Origin of the sequence: Klebsiella spallanzanii, assembly GCF_902158555.1 — a bacterium.
Lineage (GTDB): Bacteria > Pseudomonadota > Gammaproteobacteria > Enterobacterales > Enterobacteriaceae > Klebsiella > Klebsiella spallanzanii.
The window spans coordinates 67,982-86,043 of sequence record NZ_CABGGS010000001.1 but is presented as its reverse complement, the minus strand read 5'-3'; the positions used below and the strand labels follow the sequence as shown (position 1 = coordinate 86,043).

The 18,062-nt window shown below is 51.7% G+C and carries 15 protein-coding genes; 9 read left to right on the top strand and 6 right to left on the bottom strand.

The features are described from left to right. The first annotated feature begins 84 nt into the window (after nt 1-84). A complete protein-coding gene (gene zapC / locus FN082_RS00435; RefSeq protein WP_139537186.1) occupies nt 85-627 on the top strand; it encodes a cell division protein ZapC in 543 nt (180 codons plus the stop codon). On the opposite strand, the gene FN082_RS00430 is transcribed toward zapC, so the two are convergent. Continuing rightward, nucleotides 624-1,733, bottom strand: coding sequence for a YcbX family protein (locus tag FN082_RS00430; protein WP_139537187.1), 1,110 nt, complete (start codon nt 1,731-1,733; stop codon nt 624-626). The two genes, zapC and FN082_RS00430, sit on opposite strands and share 4 nt — an antisense overlap. Nucleotides 1,734-1,831: 98 nt before the next feature. Between FN082_RS00430 and rlmKL the strand changes: the two genes are divergently transcribed. From rlmKL to rmf, 6 genes are all read left to right on the top strand, one after another. Further along, nucleotides 1,832-3,937 (top strand): bifunctional 23S rRNA (guanine(2069)-N(7))-methyltransferase RlmK/23S rRNA (guanine(2445)-N(2))-methyltransferase RlmL, encoded by a 2,106-nt coding sequence (rlmKL, locus tag FN082_RS00425; RefSeq protein WP_142980948.1) that lies wholly within the window; start codon nt 1,832-1,834, stop codon nt 3,935-3,937. 12 nt (nt 3,938-3,949) lie between these two features. Further along, complete coding sequence (locus FN082_RS00420; RefSeq protein ID WP_139537189.1) at nt 3,950-5,857, top strand: ABC transporter ATP-binding protein; 1,908 nt, start codon at nt 3,950-3,952, stop codon at nt 5,855-5,857. A gap of 14 nt (nt 5,858-5,871) precedes the next feature. Continuing rightward, the gene (gene pqiA, locus FN082_RS00415) at nt 5,872-7,140 is read left to right on the top strand and encodes a membrane integrity-associated transporter subunit PqiA (protein WP_139537190.1); all 1,269 of its coding nucleotides are present in this window, start codon (nt 5,872-5,874) and stop codon (nt 7,138-7,140) included. Further along, nucleotides 7,130-8,767, top strand: a complete 1,638-nt coding sequence (gene pqiB, locus FN082_RS00410; RefSeq protein WP_139537191.1) for an intermembrane transport protein PqiB — start codon at nt 7,130-7,132, stop codon at nt 8,765-8,767. The genes pqiA and pqiB overlap by 11 nt, the downstream gene beginning before the upstream one ends. Further along, nucleotides 8,767-9,330 (top strand): membrane integrity-associated transporter subunit PqiC, encoded by a 564-nt coding sequence (gene pqiC / locus FN082_RS00405; RefSeq protein WP_139537192.1) that lies wholly within the window; start codon nt 8,767-8,769, stop codon nt 9,328-9,330. The genes pqiB and pqiC overlap by 1 nt, the downstream gene beginning before the upstream one ends. 256 nt (nt 9,331-9,586) lie before the next feature. After that, nucleotides 9,587-9,754, top strand: a complete 168-nt coding sequence (rmf, locus tag FN082_RS00400; RefSeq protein ID WP_139537193.1) for a ribosome modulation factor — start codon at nt 9,587-9,589, stop codon at nt 9,752-9,754. 66 nt (nt 9,755-9,820) lie between these two features. Here rmf and fabA read toward each other — a convergent pair whose 3' ends face one another. Both fabA and FN082_RS00390 read right to left on the bottom strand, forming a co-directional pair. Next, a complete protein-coding gene (gene fabA / locus FN082_RS00395) occupies nt 9,821-10,339 on the bottom strand; it encodes a bifunctional 3-hydroxydecanoyl-ACP dehydratase/trans-2-decenoyl-ACP isomerase (protein WP_139537194.1) in 519 nt (172 codons plus the stop codon). Between the two features lie 69 nt (nt 10,340-10,408). Then, on the bottom strand, nt 10,409-12,166 hold the full coding sequence (locus FN082_RS00390) for an AAA family ATPase (RefSeq protein WP_142980947.1): 1,758 nt from the start codon (nt 12,164-12,166) through the stop codon (nt 10,409-10,411). Between the two features lie 184 nt (nt 12,167-12,350). On the opposite strand from FN082_RS00390, the gene matP reads away from it, so the two are divergent. After that, nucleotides 12,351-12,803 carry a macrodomain Ter protein MatP gene (gene matP, locus FN082_RS00385; RefSeq protein ID WP_139537196.1) on the top strand — a complete coding sequence of 151 codons (453 nt, stop codon included), beginning with the start codon at nt 12,351-12,353 and terminating at the stop codon, nt 12,801-12,803. A gap of 103 nt (nt 12,804-12,906) precedes the next feature. Here matP and ompA read toward each other — a convergent pair whose 3' ends face one another. Together ompA and sulA are read right to left on the bottom strand one after the other, a co-directional pair. Continuing rightward, on the bottom strand, nt 12,907-13,977 hold the full coding sequence (gene ompA / locus FN082_RS00380; RefSeq protein WP_139537197.1) for a porin OmpA: 1,071 nt from the start codon (nt 13,975-13,977) through the stop codon (nt 12,907-12,909). A 352-nt stretch (nt 13,978-14,329) separates the two neighbouring features. Beyond that, entirely contained in the window at nt 14,330-14,839 is a 510-nt protein-coding gene (gene sulA, locus FN082_RS00375) for an SOS-induced cell division inhibitor SulA (RefSeq protein WP_139537198.1), read from the bottom strand. A 460-nt stretch (nt 14,840-15,299) separates the two neighbouring features. On the opposite strand from sulA, the gene FN082_RS00370 reads away from it, so the two are divergent. After that, nucleotides 15,300-15,914, top strand: a complete 615-nt coding sequence (locus FN082_RS00370) for a TfoX/Sxy family DNA transformation protein (RefSeq protein ID WP_139537199.1) — start codon at nt 15,300-15,302, stop codon at nt 15,912-15,914. Here the strand turns inward: FN082_RS00370 and yccS are convergent. Beyond that, nucleotides 15,911-18,046 (bottom strand): YccS family putative transporter, encoded by a 2,136-nt coding sequence (gene yccS / locus FN082_RS00365; RefSeq protein ID WP_139537200.1) that lies wholly within the window; start codon nt 18,044-18,046, stop codon nt 15,911-15,913. The two genes, FN082_RS00370 and yccS, sit on opposite strands and share 4 nt — an antisense overlap. Between the last annotated feature and the right edge of the window lie 16 nt (nt 18,047-18,062).

Genomic DNA, 18,062 nt, shown 5'->3' with positions numbered 1-18,062 from the left:
TTTAGTCTTTTCTTAATTTTGGAAATATTCTGTAGCAGTTTACCTGTTTATTACAGATGGAAGTGAAAGAGGGCGGGGGTAGAAATGCGGATTAAACCTGACGATAACTGGCGTTGGTATTACGACGAAGAGCACGATCGTATGATGCTCGACCTGGCTAATGGCATGTTATTTCGTTCGCGTTTTGCTCGCCGGATGTTGACCCCTGATGCGTTTGCTCCCTCTGGGTTTTGCGTCGATGATGCCGCGCTTTATTTTTCATTTGAAGAAAAATGCCGCGACCTCGAATTATCAAAAGAGCAGCGCGCTGAATTAGTTCTTAATGCGCTGGTCGCTATTCGCTTTCTTAAGCCGCAAATGCCGAAAAGCTGGCATTTCACTACCCATGAAGCGTGCTGGCAACCCGCCGGTGGCGACGCTGCCAGCGCATGGCTTAGCGATACCGGTCAGCAGGTTAATCTGCTGGTGGTTGAACCCGGCGAAAACGCGGCGCTGTGCCTGCTGGCCCAGCCGGGTCTGACGCTTGCCGGGAGAGTTATGCAGCTTGGCGACGTGATTAAAATAATGAACGACCGGCTGCAGCCAGCGCCGGGCGTCGCCAGCTACAGCCTGGGGCAGGCGGTTTAAGGCGCCAGGCGCAGTGCGGTTTTCGGCACGCAGCTACAGCTCAGAATAGTGCCGTCAGATGCCACCGCGTTTTTCTTAAGCGCGCTGACTTCGCCTTCTTCCAGCCGGATGCGGCAGCTACCGCAAATTCCCGCCCGGCAGGAGTAAGGAATACGAATACCTTGTTGTTCTAACTGCTCCAGCAAGATTTGCTGGTTATTCCCGGTGAAACGTAATCCCTGCCACTCAATTTCCACTGTCGCGTTCTGTTCTGCTTCGGATGCTAACGAATCGTCGCTATCGCCTGCGCCATAGGCCTTCGCCGGGCCGCGGGTCAGCACTTCTAACCGATCGCCGACTCGGATCACGCCGCTATTACGTGCGATTAGATTCTGACCGAAATCGACATCACCGTTATCCAGCGCAGTGCGAAAACCTTGCAGCGTGGTTAAGGGTTCACCAGATGGGTGCTTTTGCCCACGTTCAGGGCTGACGGTAGTAAACACGCAGCGGCTGCACGGCTTGGCGACATCAAAAATGACCTCGCCGATGCGAACCACTTTCCACGTATCCTCCTCCCAGGCCGCTGCCCCGGTCACCACCAGGTTCGGGCGAAATTGTTCTATGCTTACGCTGGCCGGACAGCGATTTTGCAGGTCGCGCAAAGAAGCCTCATTGGCCAGCAGATAGGGAAAACCATCGGCGAAGGAGAGGGGGACGGCATCATGGCGCTTTACCCGGCGACTCAGCTGTGGTCCCAACCAGCGGAGCTGGACGCTGCGGTTAAAGAAACCGCTTAGCCACTGGTTAACCGATGTCGGGGCAATCAGGGCGGTAAAATGGTTACCCCAGACTTCGGTCGGCTCCTGCTGCGGGGCGAAATCGCTGAAGCGAACTATTGCGCTGCTGCCGTCAGGGGCGGTCAAGTGAAGGCCATCATGGAGCGGCGCGGGGATAAACTTAACCATTTGCGGAAACTGGCGGGCCGTAATGAAGGTGCCATCGGTTTCCGTCACCATAAATATGCGATCGAAGGCCAATCCGCTTATGTCCGCATAAGCGTGGCTCAGGCCAATTCCCCGCATTGATTTGACGGGATGAATAAAAAGTCGCGAAAGCGTTACCATACGCTGCCCCTGGGTTCAAAAATAAGCCTTTAACTTTATGACATAGGGCACATATTGGCTATAATGCGCACCAATTTTCTTTAAGTAAAAGTGACGATATGAAATCTCTGTTTGCCAGCACGGCTCGTGGTCTTGAAGAGCTGTTAAAAACTGAACTGGAAGGACTTGGCGCGGTAGAGTGTCAGGTGGTCCAGGGCGGGGTCCATTTTCAGGGAGATACGCGCCTGCTGTATCAAAGCCTGATGTGGAGTCGGCTGGCTTCGCGCATTATGCTGCCGCTGGGTCAGTGCAGCGTATATAGCGACCTGGACCTTTACCTCGGTGTACAGGCCATTTCCTGGACGGAGATGTTTAATCCTGGCGCAACTTTTGCCGTACATTTTAGCGGGCTGAACGATGAAATCCGCAATAGCCAGTACGGCGCGCTGAAGGTAAAAGATGCGATCGTCGATAGCTTTACACGGAAGAATTTACCGCGTCCAAATGTCGATCGCGAGAATCCCGATCTGCGCATTAACGTCTGGCTGAATAAAGAAACCGCGCATATTTCTTTGGATCTCAGCGGCGAGGGCCTGCATCTGCGCGGCTATCGCGATGGTACAGGTATGGCGCCGATCAAAGAAAACCTGGCGGCGGCGATTGTCATGCGTTCAGGTTGGGCTCCGGGTACGCCGCTGCTCGATCCGATGTGCGGTTCCGGTACTCTGTTGATTGAAGCGGCAATGCTGGCGACCGATCGCGCGCCGGGGCTGCATCGCGGTCACTGGGGCTTTGGCGGCTGGGCACAACACGACGATGCTGTCTGGAAAGAGGTGAAAGCCGAAGCGCAGACCCGCGCCCGTCAGGGGCTGGCAGCGTATGAATCACGCTTTTACGGTTCCGACGTTGACGGGCGGGTTATCGAACGCGCGCGCCGCAACGCTCGTCGCGCGGGAATTGGCGAACTGGTGACTTTCGAAGTGAAAGATGTCGCCCAGATGAGCAACCCGCTGCCGAAAGGTCCTTACGGTACGGTTATCAGCAACCCGCCATATGGTGAACGTCTGGAGAGCGAACCGGCGCTGATTGCCCTGCATAGCCTGCTGGGGCGGACGATGAAAAACCAGTTCGGCGGCTGGAACTTGTCGCTATTTAGCGCGTCTCCTGAACTGTTGAGCTGTCTGCAATTACGCGCCGATAAGCAGTTCAAAGCCAAAAACGGCCCGCTCGACTGCGTGCAGAAGAATTATCATCTTGCTGAGAGTGAGGGCGGTAAAACCACCATGCTGGCGGACGATTTTGCCAACCGTCTGCGTAAGAATCTGAAAAAGTACGAAAAATGGGCGCGTCAGGAAGGGATTGAATGCTATCGCCTGTACGATGCCGATCTTCCTGAATACAACGTGGCGATTGACCGCTATGGTGATTGGGTGGTGGTACAGGAGTATGCACCGCCGAAAACCGTTGATGCGCACAAAGCCCGTCAGCGCCTGTTTGATATTATCGCTGCCACCATTGCCGTGCTGGAGATTGCGCCGAATAAGCTGGTGCTGAAAACCCGTGAACGGCAGAAAGGGAAAAACCAGTATCAGAAAATGGGCGAAAAAGGGGAATTCATTGAAGTGCAGGAGTATAACGCACGTCTATGGGTAAACTTGACCGATTATCTGGATACCGGTCTGTTCCTCGATCACCGTATCGCCCGCCGTATGCTGGGTGAGATGAGCAAAGGTAAAGATTTCCTCAATCTGTTCTCTTACACCGGCAGCGCCAGCGTCCATGCTGGCCTTGGGGGAGCGCGCTCTACGACGACGGTTGACATGTCGCGTACCTATCTCGAGTGGGCGGAGCGTAACCTGCGTCTCAATGGTTTAACCGGTCGAGCGCATCGCTTGATGCAGGCCGATGTACTGGGCTGGCTTCGCGAGAGTACCGAGCAGTTTGATCTGATCTTTATCGATCCGCCAACCTTCTCAAACTCTAAACGCATGGAAGATGCGTTCGACGTCCAGCGCGACCATTTGCGCCTGATGACCGATTTAAAACGCCTGCTGCGTAAAGGCGGCACGATTATGTTCTCGAATAACAAACGCGGTTTCCGTATGGATCATGACGGGCTAGAGGCGCTTGGCCTGAAGGCGCAGGAGATCACGCAAAAAACGCTGTCTCAGGATTTTGCCCGCAACCGTCAGATTCACAACTGCTGGCTGATTACTTCAGCCTGAAAGGAATAAAGAATGTCATTGATTAGTATGCACGGTGCCTGGCTCTCCTTCAGCGATGCGCCGTTGCTGGATAATGCTGAACTGCATATCGAAGATAACGAGCGCGTCTGCCTGGTAGGGCGTAACGGTGCGGGTAAATCGACCCTGATGAAGATCCTGAACCGTGAACAGGGCCTTGATGATGGGCGCATTATTTATGAGTTGGATCTGGTTGTTGCGCGGTTGCAGCAGGATCCACCGCGCGATGTGACCGGAACCGTTTATGATTTCGTGGCGGAAGGCATTGCCGAGCAGGCGGCCTACCTTAAAGGCTATCACGATGTTTCGCAACTGGTGATGACCGACCCGAGCGACAAGAACCTGAATGAACTGGCGCGTCTGCAGGAGCAACTGGATAATCTGGGACTGTGGCAGCTCGATAGCCGTATTAATGAAGTGCTGGAGCAGCTTAATCTGGATCCCAATGCTGAGCTCTCCTCGCTCTCCGGCGGCTGGCTGCGTAAAGCGGCCCTGGGGCGCGCGCTGGTCAGCGGGCCGCGCGTACTGCTGCTGGATGAACCGACTAACCACCTCGATATCGAAACGATCGACTGGCTGGAAGGTTTCCTGAAGATGTTTAAAGGCACCATTATTTTCATCTCCCATGACCGCTCCTTTATTCGCAATATGGCGACGCGTATTGTCGATCTCGATCGCGGTAAGCTGGTGACTTATCCAGGGAACTACGATCAGTATCTGCTGGATAAAGAAGAAGCGCTGCGCGTGGAAGAATTACAGAATGCGGAGTTCGATCGCAAACTGGCGCAGGAAGAAGTGTGGATCCGTCAAGGGATTAAAGCCCGTCGTACCCGCAATGAAGGGCGCGTGCGTGCATTGAAAGCGATGCGCCGCGAACGCGGTGAGCGCCGTGAAGTGATGGGTAGCGCGAAAATGCAGGTCGAAGAGGCCGCGCGTTCGGGCAAAATTGTCTTCGAGATGGAGAACGTGAACTACCAGGTTGATGGCAAAGTGCTGGTGAAGGATTTTACCGCCCAGATCCAGCGCGGTGACAAGATTGCGCTGATTGGCCCGAACGGCTGCGGTAAAACCACGCTGCTGAAGCTGATGCTCGGTCAGTTGAAGGCAGATAGCGGGCGTATCCACGTGGGTACTAAGCTGGAAGTTGCCTATTTCGACCAACACCGTGCGGAGCTTGACCCGGACAAGACGGTGATGGACAACCTGGCGGAAGGCAAACAGGAAGTGATGGTAAACGGCAAGCCGCGCCATGTACTGGGCTACCTGCAGGATTTTATGTTCCATCCAAAACGCGCCATGACGCCAGTGCGTGCGCTGTCCGGCGGTGAGCGTAACCGTCTGCTGCTGGCGCGCCTGTTCCTCAAGCCCAGCAACCTGTTGATTCTCGATGAACCGACAAACGATCTGGATGTCGAAACCCTGGAACTGCTAGAGGAGCTTGTCGACGGCTATCAAGGTACCGTGATGTTGGTCAGCCACGACCGTCAGTTTGTCGACAATACCGTAACCGAGTGCTGGATTTTCGAAGGCGGTGGCAGAATTGGCCAGTATGTGGGTGGGTATCACGATGCTCGTGGTCAGCAAGCGCAGTATCTGGCACAAAAGCAGCCGGTTGCCAAAAAAACGGTAGAAGTTGCTCAACCAAAAGCAGAAAGTGTCAAACGTGCCGCCAGCAAACTAAGCTATAACCTGCAGCGCGAGCTTGAACAGCTGCCGCAGAAGCTGGAGGAACTGGAAGCTCAGCTGCAGAATTTGCAGGATCAGGTTGCCGATCCTTCTTTCTTTGGTCAGTCGCATGATCATACGCAGCAGGTGCTGGCGCAGATGAGCGAAGCGGAGCAGGCGCTGGAAACTGCCTTCGAACGCTGGGAATATCTTGAAGGATTAAAAAACGGCGCATAAGCTGAGGAGTTTTCATGTGCGATCATCATCATGCTGCGCGGCATATTCTGTGCCGACAATGTGATCTGCTGGTGGCTTTGCCGCAGCTGGAGCATCGCCAGAAAGCTGCGTGTCCGCGCTGCGGAACGACATTGACGACGTCATGGGACGCGCCTCGGCAGCGTCCCACTGCCTATGCGCTGGTCGCGTTGTTTATGTTGCTGCTGGCGAACCTGTTTCCCTTTATTTATATGAAGGTTGGCGGGATCAGTAGCGAAATTGAGCTGCTGGAAATTCCAAATGTCCTGTTTACCGAGGATTACGCCAGCCTTGGTACCTTCTTTTTGCTCTTCGTGCAGCTGGTGCCGGCTTTCTGCCTTATCACCATTCTGCTGCTGGTCAATCGGGTACGCATGCCTTCCGGGCTAAAAGCCTTTCTCGCGCGGATCCTGTTTCACCTGAAAACCTGGGGAATGGCGGAAATTTTTCTCGCCGGGGTTCTGGTCAGCTTCGTTAAGCTGATGGCCTATGGCGATATTGGTATTGGCCTGAGCTTTGTTCCCTGGTGTATGTTCTGCGTATTACAACTGCGGACATTTCAGTGCGTGGATCGCCGCTGGTTATGGGATGACATTGCGCCAATGCCGCCGATTAAGCAGCCGCTGAAAGTCGGTGTTTCCGGCCTTCGTCAGGGGCTGCGCTCGTGCTCGTGCTGTACGGCCGTTTTGCCTGTAGATGAAGCCGTTTGCCCGCGCTGTCGTACAAAGGGAACCGCTCGACGCAAAAACAGCCTGCAGTGGACGATGGCGTTGTTAATGACGTCAATAATCCTCTATATGCCCGCCAATGTTCTGCCGATCATGATTACCGATCTGCTGGGCGATAAAATGCCCTCTACGATTATGGCGGGGGTGATCCTGTTGTGGAGCGAGGGATCGTATCCGGTGGCGATGGTGATATTTATCGCCAGCATCATGGTGCCGACGTTAAAGATGATCGCTATCGGCTGGCTATGCTGGAACGCCAGCGGTAAGGGCGATCGCGATTCGGAGCGCATGCATCTGATTTATGAAGTTGTTGAGTTTGTTGGCCGCTGGTCAATGATTGATGTGTTTGTCATCGCAGTACTCTCAGCTCTGGTACGGATTGGAGGATTAATGAATATCTATCCGGCGATTGGAGCGGTGATGTTTGCGCTGGTCGTAGTTATGACAATGTTTTCGGCCATGACGTTTGACCCTCGTTTATTGTGGGACCGTGAGGCAGATTCAAGCCATGAGGAAAGACAGCAGCATGGAAAATAAGAGCGGAGAAGCGAAAGTGCAAAGGGTGAAGAACTGGTCACCAGTGTGGATCTTCCCGATAGTCACGGCGCTTATCGGCGCATGGATTCTGTTTTATCACTACAGCCATCAAGGGCCGGAAGTGACTTTAATTACGACGAACGCTGAAGGTATCGAAGGGGGGAAAACCCGGATTAAAAGCCGCAGCGTTGATGTCGGCGTCATTGAAAGCGCAACCCTGACGGACGACCTGAACCATGTGGAAATTAAGGCTCGACTGAATTCAGGTATGGAAAAACTGCTACACCAGGATTCTGTTTTTTGGGTGGTGAAACCTCAGGTTGGTCGTGAAGGAATTAGCGGCCTGGGGACGTTATTATCCGGTGCCTATATTGAACTACAGCCGGGTAATAAAGGCTCTGTCCCTGCCCAGTATCCGCTGCTTGATTCACCGCCGTTGGCTTCTCCCGATGCTAAAGGGATTCGCATTTTGCTGGAAAGTAGCAAAGCAGGCCAATTGTCTCCCGGTGACCCGGTGCTCTTCCGCGGCTATCGCGTAGGTTCAGTTGAAACCAGCACTTTTGATGCGCAAAAACGTAATATCACCTACCAGCTGTTTATTAGTGCGCCCAACGATCGTTTGGTAACGAATAATGTGCGCTTCTGGAAGGATAGCGGTATCGCGGTGGATCTGACCGCTGCGGGTATGCGCGTTGAAATGGGTTCGTTATCGACCCTGTTTGGTGGCGGCGTTAGCTTTGATATTCCTGAAGGGCTGCCGCTAGGAGAGCCGGTGGCGAATAAAACCGAATATCATCTGTTCGACGATCAACGAAGCATTCAGGATTCGGTGTTTACCCAGCATATTGACTACGTGATGTTCTTTAAAGATTCAATTCGCGGGCTTCAGCCTGGTGCGCCTGTTGAGTTCCGTGGTATCCGCCTTGGTACAGTGGGTAAGGTGCCGTTCTTTATTCCTGGCCTGAAGCAAAACTTAAACGATGATTATCGTATTCCGGTTGAAGTGCGGATTGAGCCTGAACGGCTGATCAATCAATTAGGCACCGATCCCGATATCCGTAAGCATATCGACGATCTGATGAATCGCGGACTGCGTGGCTCGCTCAAAACCGGTAACCTGGTGACCGGGGCGCTGTATATCGATCTCGACTTCTATCCGAAAGCGCCTGCGCGCGGCAAGATTCAGGAGTTTGGCGGTTATCCGATTATTCCAACCGTAAGCGGTGGTCTGGCGCAGATCCAGCAGCGCCTGATGGACGCGCTGGATAAGATCAACAATCTGCCGATTAATCCGTTGCTTGAGCAGGCGACCAGTACGCTGGCGCAAAGTGAGAAAACGATGCAGCACGTACAGGCCACGCTGGATAGTCTGAATAAGATCACTTCTAGCCAGTCTATGCAGCAGCTGCCGGGCGATATGCAAAACACGCTGCGTGAACTCAATCGTAGTATGCAGGGCTTCCAGCCTGGGTCTGCGGCATACAATAAGATGGTTGCGGATATGCAGCGGCTGGATCAGGTTCTTCGTGAACTGCAGCCGGTACTCAAAACGCTCAATGATAAGAGCAATGCGCTGGTATTTGAGGCGAAGGATAAAAAAGATCCGCAGCCGAAGGGAGCGAAATAATGAAGAAATGGCTAATAGCGGCGGCGGTTTGTGCGCTGACGGCGTGCAGCAGCGGCGGTGAGAGCAAAACCTACTACCAGCTGCCGGTCGCGCAGGGGGGTGCGCAAAGCGCAGCTCACCAAAGCAAAAACTTGCTCTGGGTCGAGCAGGTTAGCATTCCTGATTATCTGGCTGGTAATGGGGTGGTTTACCAGACTACTGATGTCCAGTACGTGATTGCGAATAATAATCTGTGGGCTAGCCCGCTTGACCAGCAGCTAAGAACGACGCTGGTCGCGAACCTTAGCAACCAATTACCCGGGTGGGTTGTTGCCTCGCAACCGCTGGGCAGCGAGCAGGATACGCTGAACGTGTCCGTTAGCGGGTTTCACGGTCGTTACGATGGTCGGGTGATTGTAAGCGGTGAATGGCTGCTGAAACATCAAGGGCAGTTGATTAAGCGCCCGTTTAATATCGAGCTTAAGCAACAGCAGGATGGCTACGATGCGATGGTGAAAACATTAGCTCAGGCCTGGACTCAGGAAGCGACGGCGATTGCCAGCGAGTTGAATCGCCTGCCATAAGTAAAATTAATGAGAAGACAAAGCCGCTGCGAACATCAAAACCGCAGCGGCTTTTTTATTTGTCTCGTCAGCTTGTTACTTGTGCCACTTCACAGATTTTGTACAAATGAACTTTCATGTAGCTCACAAATATGACAATGGCGTGAATTTTGCGCATTGACGTTGACCCGGATTCGCGGTATTCGTTATCCGTGGTTGTGTATTTAGTGACCACTGTTTTCTTTTCCACCAGATCAAAGAATGAGGGAAACGAGGCATGAAGAGACAAAAACGAGATCGCCTGGAACGGGCACATCAACGTGGATATCAGGCCGGTATTGCCGGGAGATCGAAAGAAATGTGTCCTTATCAGGGCTTAAATCAGAGGTCCTGGTGGCTAGGAGGCTGGCGAGAAGCCATGGAGGACAGGGTGCAAATTGCCTGACTGTCTCTTTAAAAAAGAAGCCTCCGCTGCGCGGGGGCTTCGCCTTTTTAAAGTGTCACTGTTTTATCAGAACGCAGAAGTGTCCTGGAATAAACCCACTTTCAGATCGGTTGCGGTGTAGATCAGACGATCGTCAACCAGCACTTCACCATCCGCCAGTCCCATAATCAAACGGCGGTTTATCACACGTTTGAAATGAATGCGGTAGGTCACTTTTTTTGCCGTTGGCAGCACCTGGCCAGTGAGTTTAACTTCACCTACGCCTAACGCACGCCCTTTACCCTCGCCGCCTAACCAGCCCAGGTAGAAGCCAACCAACTGCCACATGGCGTCCAGACCCAGGCAGCCAGGCATAACCGGATCGCCAATGAAGTGGCAACCGAAGAACCACAGGTCCGGGTTAATATCGAGTTCTGCCTCAACATAACCTTTATCGTAGTTACCACCGGTTTCGGTCATCTTGATGACGCGGTCCATCATCAGCATACTTGGTGCTGGTAACTGCGGGCCCTTTGCGCCAAACAGTTCACCACGGCCAGAGGCAAGAAGGTCTTCTTTTGTATAGGATTCGCGTTTATCTACCATGTTTTCAGTAAGCCTTATTTTGAGTTCGGGACGCAGGATAGCTAACACGTGTACGCTGAACAAGTCCGATCAGTTCGAACCTGAACCGCCTAACCAGCGTAGCGGCCACGGAAAGCGATGGCGACCCTCTTGCTGCGTCGCCTGCGCAATCCGTTCCTGAATGGTTTGCCGTAAAGTTTGTCCTTCGCCGTCCCAGAGTAATTGGGTCAGGATGGGCAGCGCTTCTGTTACGTCATCGACAGCCCAGATAAAGAACTGCTCATCCGCAACGGCCTGCTGTAGCTCCTGCGCCAGGCTCAGATGGCGAACGTTCGCGGAGGGAATAATAACGCCCTGTTTACCGGTCAGCCCACGCTGCTGGCAAATAGCAAAGAAGCCTTCAATTTTTTCGTTGAGTCCACCAACCGGCTGTACGCGACCAAACTGATCGACGGAGCCGGTAATGGCGATGCTCTGATTAATCGGTACATTGGCCAGTGAACTGATTAGAGCGCATAATTCTGCCATAGAGGCGCTATCGCCATCCACTTCACTGTAGGACTGCTCAAAGGTCAGGGAGGCGGTGAACGGGAGCTGTTGTTCAAGTTCCAGCTCTGACATCAGGAATGCCTGCATAATCATCATGCCTTTTGCATGAATGTTGCCCCCCAGTTCAGCCTTGCGCTCAACGTCAATAAATTCGCCATCGCCAATATGTACGACGCAACTGATGCGCGAAGGCTCGCCAAATGCGCGCGGATGACCTGGAAACTCGATGACCGATAGCGCGTTGATTTGTCCTACGCATTCGCCTTCAGTTTCGATCAGGATTTGCTCCTGCAGGATTTCATCCTGGATACGTTCAGCAAGATAACCTTCGCGCCACAGGCGGCGCTCCAGCATGGTTTGCATCTCTTCAGCGCTAATCTCTTCGCTTTCACAGAAAGCAGCGGCTTCACGAAGCTGGCGAGTAATCCAGAGTACGCACAGGGGAAGGGTTTCCTGGTCACCCGTATAGCGTGCACCTTCCTGAATCAGTAGCGGCCAGGTATCAGCGGCTGGCCCTGGGAGTTCTAGCTGTTGAGCATTTTGCCAGACCCACTGACACCACTGCTTCAGGGTATCTGCATCAGCGATTTGCAGATTATCTTCGTATTCGCTGTAGATTGCCTGCGCAGAAAGCTCGGGTTCCATCTCCTGGAAGTCAGCCAGTGATTCCCGCTCGCCAACCAGAATGATTTTCAGACTGAGCGGCATGGAGGGAATGTTTACCGGAAGAGGGCGGGACTCATCAAATGAAAGCCAGTCAAAACGCTGACGAGCCACCATATTTTTCAGCCGCATCCACAACAGCGGCTGAGCCAGCAATGCACGTAGCGAAAGGATCAGTACGCCGCCGTTGGCGCGGTGAACCAGGCCTGGCTCTAACGTGATTTCACTATTGAATTGACGCACACAGCCGAAAAGTTGCTCTGCTTCAATCCAGTCAGCTGATTCAACCGGAGCAATACTGGCGAAGTTATCTTCCGCCGTTTGTGCCGGGGAGAGCGTGATATTTCCACCATTAACCTGGTAACGTACACCATGCAGTACGTCTGATGGCTGATGTAAGGTCCGGGTTTCGTTTGCTAACCACTGCAGGTACTCCGGTTCTTCCGGGGCTTTAACCAGCATAAATGGCGAAATGGCTGGAGTGACCAGAAGCTGCTCCAGGGCATAGAATAAACGGGGTTGCAGTTCGCCACAGAGGGATGCCTCTGTTTGAGATAAGTCGGCTTGTGCAAACAGCGCCTGATAACTTTCCGTATCAGGAGCGAGGTCGTTTCGGGTAAGTTTCGTAATGGTCAAAGTCGCTGTTTTTAGTCAGATGTAAAACGCGCGATTATACATTATGCCGCGTCTGAGCACACTGAGGATTGCGATTGTCGTCGTGATTACGAATATACCCACTTCACGAAAGATGATTTATTCTCAGCATAACGATAAAAAACTGATATCCTGAAATGAGTTACACGGTCACATTGAGATCGCAATGAAATATCAACAACTGGAAAATCTGGAAAGCGGCTGGAAATGGACGTACCTGGTAAAAAAGCACCGGGAAGGTGAACCGATAACCCGCTACATTGAAGCCAGCGCTGCGCAAGCCGCGGTCGATGTCTTGCTGACGCTCGAGAATGAACCTGTTCTGGTGAATACCTGGATTGAGCAGCATATCAATCCGGAGTTAGTGAACCGTATGAAGCAGACTATCCGTGCTCGACGTAAGCGGCATTTTAATGCGGAACATCAGCATACGCGTAAAAAATCTATCGACCTGGAGTTTATGGTCTGGCAACGGCTCGCGGGTTTGGCGCAAAGGCGAGGCAAGACCCTGTCGGAAACAATCGTGCAGTTGATTGAGGATGCCGAGCACAAAGAGAAGTATGCCAGCAAGATGTCCAGCCTGAAGCATGATTTGCAGGTATTGCTAGGCAAAGAGTAGAGGTTAGATGTTGAGTAAGATCCTCTTCGCTCTACAGATTTGTAGTTTTGATAGATAAATACAAAAAACCCCGCATAAGCGGGGTTTTTATCAACGGTAGAACTTAAGCCTGCGGCTGAGTTACTACGTCTTTGTAGCCTTTAACTTCGATCTCTACACGACGATCCGGACCCAGGCAGTCAATCAGAGCTGCACGAGCTTTCACGTTGTCACAGGTGCTGCCAGTGACCGGGTTGGATTTACCCATACCACGAGCGGAGATTTTGCTAGCCGGGATACCTTTAGATACCAGGTAATCAACAACGGACTGAGCACGTTTCTCAGACAGCTGCTGGTTGTAGGCATCAGAACCGATACGGTCGGTGTAGCCCAGTACAACTGCGGAACCGTCTTTCGGATCCATGTTGCTCAGCTGAGTATACAGCTGATCCAGAGCCTGCTGACCTTCCGGTTTCAGAGTTGCTTTGTTGAAGTTGAACAGAACGTCAGACTTCAGGGTAAAGTGCTTGGTAGTCACTTCTGGAGCCGGGGCCGGAGCCGGTGCTACAACCGGAGCAACATCGTCCTGACCGAAACGGTAGGAAACACCCAGGCTCAGCATGCCGTTATCAGGACGGGCGCCAACGGTACCAGCGTCGCCGATGTTGTTAACCCACTGGTATTCCAGACGAGTTGCGATGTCACGAGTAACAGCCCACTCTACGCCACCTGCGAATACAGGGGAAACGCCAGTGTCATGTTCGCTGCGAGAAACGCCGGTAGAAGCGTAGTTGCCTTTAGCGTCAGCACGCCAAACCATACCACCCAGACGGGTGTAGATGTCCAGATCGTCAGTGATCGGGTAACCCAGTTTAGCAGTCAACTGAACGCCCTGAGCTTTGAAAGCACCGTTATCAACGCTGCCTTTATATGCCATGCGGCCCAGCCAGTCATAACCCATTTCGAAACCGAGGTACGGGTTAACCTGGTAACCACCAAACGCACCAGCACCCAGCTGATCGTTACGAACCGGGCCATTGTTGCCTTTAAAACCGTTACCGTAGAAACCGGTGTCGTGATACTGGGACCAGCCCAGTTTAGCACCTGCGTACCAGGTGTTATCTTTCGGAGCGGCCTGCGCTACGGTAGCGAAGCCAGCCAGTGCCACTGCAATTGCGATAGCTGTCTTTTTCATTTTTTGCGCCTCATTATCATCCAAAATTCGCCATGAAGGTTCAGAAGACCTCACGGTTAAATCCTTCACCCGGGGCGTGACTTGTTGTTAACTATGCTGATACATGCAGCGTAAGCCGATCACCCCTGGCGATGTAAAGTCTACAACTTAGTTAGAAACTTACAAGTGTGAACTCCGTCAGGCATATGAAAAAAAAGGGTTGTGTATGCAATGTTTAACAAATAGGGTTGAAATTCATGCAGCAAAAAAAGTCGCGAAACCGCATCAGACAGGCATTTTAACAAAAATAGTCATTGGAAAAGCTCCTCTCTGCTCATCTCAAAAAAAATTCCAGGATTTATCCTAAATTCACTTAATGATACAGGTTTGAATGAATTTTCAGGCCGGAAAGTTGTCTGCCTGGCTGACGTGTATTTCTCACCGGCCGCATAATGAAGCCTATTGCATGACCTTCTTCTGCAGCGGCAACCAGTCGTTCATGCTCTTCAGCCGTAAGTTCATCTGATAGCCAACCAATAACTACACTATAATTGCCAGTACGCAGTGCACGAATCATCGACTCCAAAGTGTTACAGGGGGTCATTTGACTGATCTGCATGACCTTGGTGAGTGGTAAACCGGATGACTGTACCCATTCGCGGCTTAGTTTCTGCTGTGGTGTGAGCCAAAGCTGCCAGCGTGATTGCTGACCGAGCTGTTGTAGTAAAGGAAGTAGTAACATCTGAGTCATCATAGGTTGATCTTCACGATAGACAATTTCACTGATCAGCCCGCTGGTTGGCTGTTCGGTTGCGTCATGAGAGTGACGGCGTACTGGAGTAGAGGTCAGTGTTGAACGATTTGCGTGAGCTGAAGTGAACATAGTCTATCCCGCCTGTGAGTTACTGTATGTATGTACAGTATATGCGGCAGGCGAAAAGATCAACCACATTTTCTCTCTTGTTGAGTGAAATTTGTACTCTCTCTTGAGGGAATAAGTGCTGATAGCCCCTAATGTGAGCATGTGCATAATGTGAATTCATCGTTGCCGCAATTCTTTTGTAGGTGAATTGTTCTCCTTGATTGGGGTGTGAGCGGTTGAGAGCGATTACAGAGTCAGGTCTTCTGTATCTTATTGTGATTAATATTAATTAAGCATTTTACCTTTCCTGGTTTTGATCTCATCGAGGGGCTATTTTCTGAAAGCTGCTCGCAAAAAAGCAAACTGATTAAAATAAAGAAATAATTCATGTTGCTGCATAAAGGGAAGTCACTTATTTTCTTTATCAGCGGATCCGTTAATAAACTTTTATCTTATTTACATGATTAACAAAGGAATAATCATGAAGAAATTTGTATACCTTAGGATTCATCAGTTTCGCGCATGTTTGTCTCCATTAGGGAGAATAAGCTGTCGGCCCTTATTTGGTGGTTATAGCCTGGCGATAGATAATACCGTTTTTGCCATGATGGCTGAGGGCGAAATCTATCTTCGGGTTTGCGAACAGAGTGCGACATATCGTGTAACACACAAACCTCCGCTTCTACGGATGCAGAAAAATGGTCGTCTGGTTGCAATGAAATATTATCATATAGATGAAGGGCTTTGGCGTGATAGTAAAATGCTTTTTCATTTATCATCCCTTTCGTTGCAGACCGCCCGTAGTGAAAAGCATCGGCAGCGGTATTCAGGGAGATTGAAAAACTTGCCAAATATTAGTTTTCACATGGAACTGCAGTTGATTAATGTCGGTATTACAGATGAGAACATGTTACGCAGGGTTGGAACGAAAGAAACCTGGTTGAGACTGCGGAAAATAAATAAAGCGCTAACGGTCAATGTACTTTATTCGTTAGAAGGAGCTATTGAGGGCGTACATGCCGCCACGCTCCCGACGCAACGGCGTCAGGAGCTTGAGGAGTGGGCAGCAGCGCAGGTGCAGGAAATAGAAACCTAGTCAGGCTGAACTCCCACCTGCCGCTGAAGCCGACAAATCTCTGGCAGCAGCGCCAATAGCAGACCTATTTGTTGAAGTACTAAAGGTTCTTTGCTATCGGAGCGAGGATCGAGATGCTGGATCCGGGTCTGCAGGCTTGCTAAAGCTTGCTGTACCCGCTGTTCATCGGCTGGTGTGTGGTGAAGTGCGTCATCAACATAACAAACGGCATCGTCCAGCAGCGCCAGGATATCTGGCGTTGTCAGTTTTTCACGATGGGCACCCAGGGCTGATATATAGCTGGTTAAGGTATGGTTCAGACACAGTAAGCGGAACGCGATTTCGCGCATTGTTGAATCTGCCTTCGGTTCCGTTGATAAATTTGATACTACCGATGCCAGCTCTCCATCTCTGTTATGAGCCGCGCGCCGGGCGATACGATAGGCAAGGCGGTTATCTCGACCCTGGTGATACTGTTCAAGGATCGCATCTAAATACCGACAGTTAGCGTTGATTGCTTGCTCAAGCACTCTTGGTAAATTACGGAATTTCCAGTCTGGCCAAATAAAACTGACGGCCGCCCAGGCGATGGCGCAACCGATAAGCGTGTCAAATATGCGTGGTAGGGCAACCTCAAAACCCTCGCCCAGTAAGTTAAAGCACAGCAAAACGAGCAGGGTAATAAACATTGTCGCATGGGCGTATTGTACGTTACGAAAGGCAAAGAAAAGTACGCCGGTCAGGACAATTAAGAGCAGTTGGCCTTCGATGGATGGTACGAGAAGGAGCACGGGTAAACCTATCGCTACCCCTATCAGGGTTCCGACTATCCTTAATGCCAGGCGGTGACGAGTCGCGTTATAGTTTGGCTGGCAAACAAACAGGCTGGTGAGCAATATCCAGTAACCATGATTTAGCCCAGTGAACTGAATAAAGGCATAGCCAGCGCACAGAACGAGTGACATACGAACCGCATGGCGAAACAAAGCTGATTCCGGAGTCATATTATTGCGTAAGCGCAGCCAGATATCGCTAAAACCGTTAGGCTGGTCGTCAGCTAGCAGGTTTTCAGTGCTGTTATTGGGCTGTATGGTCGTCTGGACTGACTCAATTGTTGCCAACTGAGCGTCAATAGCTCGTAAGTTATTAAGCAAAAATCCCAGAGCTTTTATCTGCTCTGTCGGAGCGCCGCTGGCTTTTACGCGATCGAGTGCGGCGTCAAGATGCATAAAAGCACGCTCAAAGTGAGCGTCATGTTGATAGGGCTCACGCAGCAGGATGGCTCGCGATAGTTTCTGGCACGCCTGCGCCTGCATTGACAGCATGCGCTGAAAGCGGAACATCACGTCACTGTAACGAAAATGATCGCGCAGCGTCTGGTATTGGATATGCGAAGAACTGGCGCGTTCATGAATATCCTGCGCCACAAAGTAATACTGTAAAGTGCGGCGAGTACCGCGCTGACCACGATCGCCGCGCAGACGAGTCAGCAGAGAGACTTTGGTCTGATTCAGCGTGGTGACTAGCTGGCCGTTGGCTATTGCCAGGTCGTACAGTGGAGCCTGGCTTTCATCTTCGATGTCTGGATCAAAGAGCCGAGATTTAAGCTCCAGGTAGTGCGCCAGCTGCTCGTAGCTGCGGGCCAGATTGTCCTGAAGAGGGCGGATAGGGAAGATGAGATGCCCGGCGAGCGTAAGCAAGTTGTACCAGACCGCACCGGCCAGCAAGAATAGCGGCTGAAGGTACCAATGGCTGTAAAGCGTGACGCCCAGCATGGTATAGATGGCGATTAATAAAGCACCAAAGGCAATTGTTGCATAGCGTTGCCCCAGCCCACCGAGCAAAATAAAACCGATGGTTGAAAGGGTCAGGCCGATCGCGAATAGCCAGGGCCAGGGAAAGAGAAGCTCAACTGAAGCTGAAGCAATAAAGAAGCAGACCAGAGTGATGGCCAGATTCCGCAGTCTTCCCGTCAAGCGATCGTCGAGATCGGTCAACGCGGCGGCCACCACCCCAAGCGTTAAGGGGATGGTTAGTTTTACTTCACCAATCCACCAGGGAAATGCGGTCGTACCGCTGAGTGCGACAAATATCCTGACATTATATAACCAGGCGCTGTTCCAGGTGTAGCGGCGTAGCAGGGGGCTAAGCATTTCGGTGTTCCATTCA

Bases quoted from the DNA above. Each gene is read 5' to 3' on its own strand.
- zapC (WP_139537186.1), top strand. From the start codon at position 85: ATGCGGATTAAACCTGACGATAACTGGCGTTGGTATTACGACGAAGAG.
- FN082_RS00430 (WP_139537187.1), bottom strand. From the start codon at position 1,733: ATGGTAACGCTTTCGCGACTTTTTATTCATCCCGTCAAATCAATGCGG.
- rlmKL (WP_142980948.1), top strand. From the start codon at position 1,832: ATGAAATCTCTGTTTGCCAGCACGGCTCGTGGTCTTGAAGAGCTGTTA.
- FN082_RS00420 (WP_139537189.1), top strand. From the start codon at position 3,950: ATGTCATTGATTAGTATGCACGGTGCCTGGCTCTCCTTCAGCGATGCG.
- pqiA (WP_139537190.1), top strand. From the start codon at position 5,872: ATGTGCGATCATCATCATGCTGCGCGGCATATTCTGTGCCGACAATGT.
- pqiB (WP_139537191.1), top strand. From the start codon at position 7,130: ATGGAAAATAAGAGCGGAGAAGCGAAAGTGCAAAGGGTGAAGAACTGG.
- pqiC (WP_139537192.1), top strand. From the start codon at position 8,767: ATGAAGAAATGGCTAATAGCGGCGGCGGTTTGTGCGCTGACGGCGTGC.
- rmf (WP_139537193.1), top strand. From the start codon at position 9,587: ATGAAGAGACAAAAACGAGATCGCCTGGAACGGGCACATCAACGTGGA.
- fabA (WP_139537194.1), bottom strand. From the start codon at position 10,339: ATGGTAGATAAACGCGAATCCTATACAAAAGAAGACCTTCTTGCCTCT.
- matP (WP_139537196.1), top strand. From the start codon at position 12,351: ATGAAATATCAACAACTGGAAAATCTGGAAAGCGGCTGGAAATGGACG.
- ompA (WP_139537197.1), bottom strand. From the start codon at position 13,977: ATGAAAAAGACAGCTATCGCAATTGCAGTGGCACTGGCTGGCTTCGCT.
- sulA (WP_139537198.1), bottom strand. From the start codon at position 14,839: ATGTTCACTTCAGCTCACGCAAATCGTTCAACACTGACCTCTACTCCA.
- FN082_RS00370 (WP_139537199.1), top strand. From the start codon at position 15,300: ATGAAGAAATTTGTATACCTTAGGATTCATCAGTTTCGCGCATGTTTG.
- yccS (WP_139537200.1), bottom strand. From the start codon at position 18,046: ATGCTTAGCCCCCTGCTACGCCGCTACACCTGGAACAGCGCCTGGTTA.